Source organism: Achromobacter sp., assembly GCF_036567245.1.
Taxonomy (GTDB): domain Bacteria; phylum Pseudomonadota; class Gammaproteobacteria; order Burkholderiales; family Burkholderiaceae_B; genus Achromobacter.
Window position 1 is genome coordinate 1 of sequence record NZ_DATCUY010000270.1, and the last position, 1,746, is coordinate 1,746.

The window sequence follows — 1,746 nt, forward strand, 5'->3', positions numbered from 1 at the left end:
AGCGGGTGGCCTTGGCGCGCGCGTTGGCGCGCCGGCCCGGCCTGTTGCTGCTGGACGAGCCGTCCGGTGGCCTGGATGCCCTGACGCGCATCGAGGCCCAGGCCGCCATCGAGCAAGCGTGGCGGCATGCCGGATTCACCGCCGTGCTGGCCACGCGCGACGTCTACGAGGCGGTGGCGCTGGCCGATCGCATCCTGGTGATCGACGACGGCGTATTGGTGTTCGACGAACGGGTCGAACTGGCACGGCCGCGCGCCCGGGGTTCGCCCGCCTTCGCGGCTTTGGCGGCGCGCGTGTTGCGCGCCGTGTTGAAAGAACCCGACCCGCCAGACGCGGACCGGCACTTGGCGCCGGTGGTCCAGATTCGGCATTTACGGCTGGCGGTATAGCGCCGCGCGGCCGGCATTCACGCAATGGCGCCATGACGGCGCCGCCTTTTTCCTTTCAGGAGCAAGACCATGACCATTCAATCCATCAACGCCCGCAACCAGTTCCGCGGCAAGATCAAGGAAATCATCCTGGGCCCGGTGGTGTCCGAAGTGGATGTGGACACCCCCGCAGGCATCGTCACGTCGGTGATCACCACGCGTTCCGTCAAAGAGCTGGACTTGCAGGTCGGCACCGAAGTGCTGGCCTTTGTGAAGGCGACCGAGGTGTCCGTCGCCAAACTTTGAAAACGAATGGATCGACGCCGGCGCTTTCCTTGTGCCGGCGTTAGGCATATATTGTCAGCGCGTTATCCGGCGGTTTCCTCCTGGCTTGTGGCTTCATGCGTTGCTTCACGGAGAACGGTTCATGCGTCGACTGCAAGGGTGGTTCATCGGCTGGTTATGCCTGGGGCTGGCGGTCTGCCTGCCCGCCATGGCGCAAACCAAGCTCGACAATGGGCAGTTGGATCAGCTGATGGCGCCGGTGGCGCTATACCCTGATGCCTTGCTGTCGCAGATACTCATGGGGGCAACCTACCCCGACGACATCGCCGCCGCGGCCCAGTGGTCGGCCGCGCACACGTCGGAATCCGGCGACAAGGCGGTCAAGGCGGTCGAAGGCGAAAGCTGGGACCCCAGCGTCAAATCCCTGGTCGCCTTCCCCTCCGTCATGGACATGATGGGCCGGCAACCCGACTGGGTGAAATCGGTGGGCGATGCCTTCCTGGCGCAACCCGACGGCGTGATGGACTCGGTTCAGCGGCTGCGCGTGCAGGCGGAAAAGGCCGGCAACCTGAAGAGCACGCCGCAGCAGAAGGTCTCCTCAAGCACCACCAACGACAAGACCGTGGTCGTGATCGAGCCGGCCGACCCGCAAGTCGTCTACGTGCCCAGCTACAACCCGACCGTGGTCTATGGCGCCTGGGCCTACCCGTCCTATCCCCCCTATTACTATCCGCCGCCGCCCGGCTCCGTCTTCGCGACTTCGCTGGTGGCCGGCATCGGTTTTGGCTTGGGCGTGGCCGCCGTCGATTCGATGTGGGGCGGATTCAACTGGGGACATAACGACGTCGATATCAACGTCAACCGGTACAACAACGTCAACGTCAATCAACGAATCGACAACGCCCGGAACAACAACGTGTCCTGGCAACACAATCCGGCCAACCGCGGCAACACCCCTTATGCGGACCAGGCCAACCGCCAGCGCTTCGACAGCCAGCGCCAGGCGGGCCTGCAGAATCGCCAGGCGGGACAGCAACGCGCGGGCCAGGGCGGCAGGGCCACGGTGGGCGCCGCTGCGCCGAATTCGCGTGAT

2 protein-coding genes and 1 pseudogene are annotated in these 1,746 nt (G+C 65.0%); all 3 read left to right on the forward strand.

What is annotated here, in order from left to right:
• Positions 1–389, forward strand: a pseudogene (locus tag VIR09_RS11840) (sulfonate ABC transporter ATP-binding protein); the annotation flags it as partial.
• A gap of 69 nt (positions 390–458) precedes the next feature.
• Positions 459–674, forward strand: a complete 216-nt coding sequence (locus VIR09_RS11845; RefSeq protein WP_046805592.1) for a TOBE domain-containing protein — start codon at positions 459–461, stop codon at positions 672–674.
• 121 nt (positions 675–795) lie between these two features.
• Positions 796–1,746 (forward strand): DUF3300 domain-containing protein (locus VIR09_RS11850; RefSeq protein WP_332013051.1); only part of this gene is annotated, 951 nt, incomplete at its 3' end.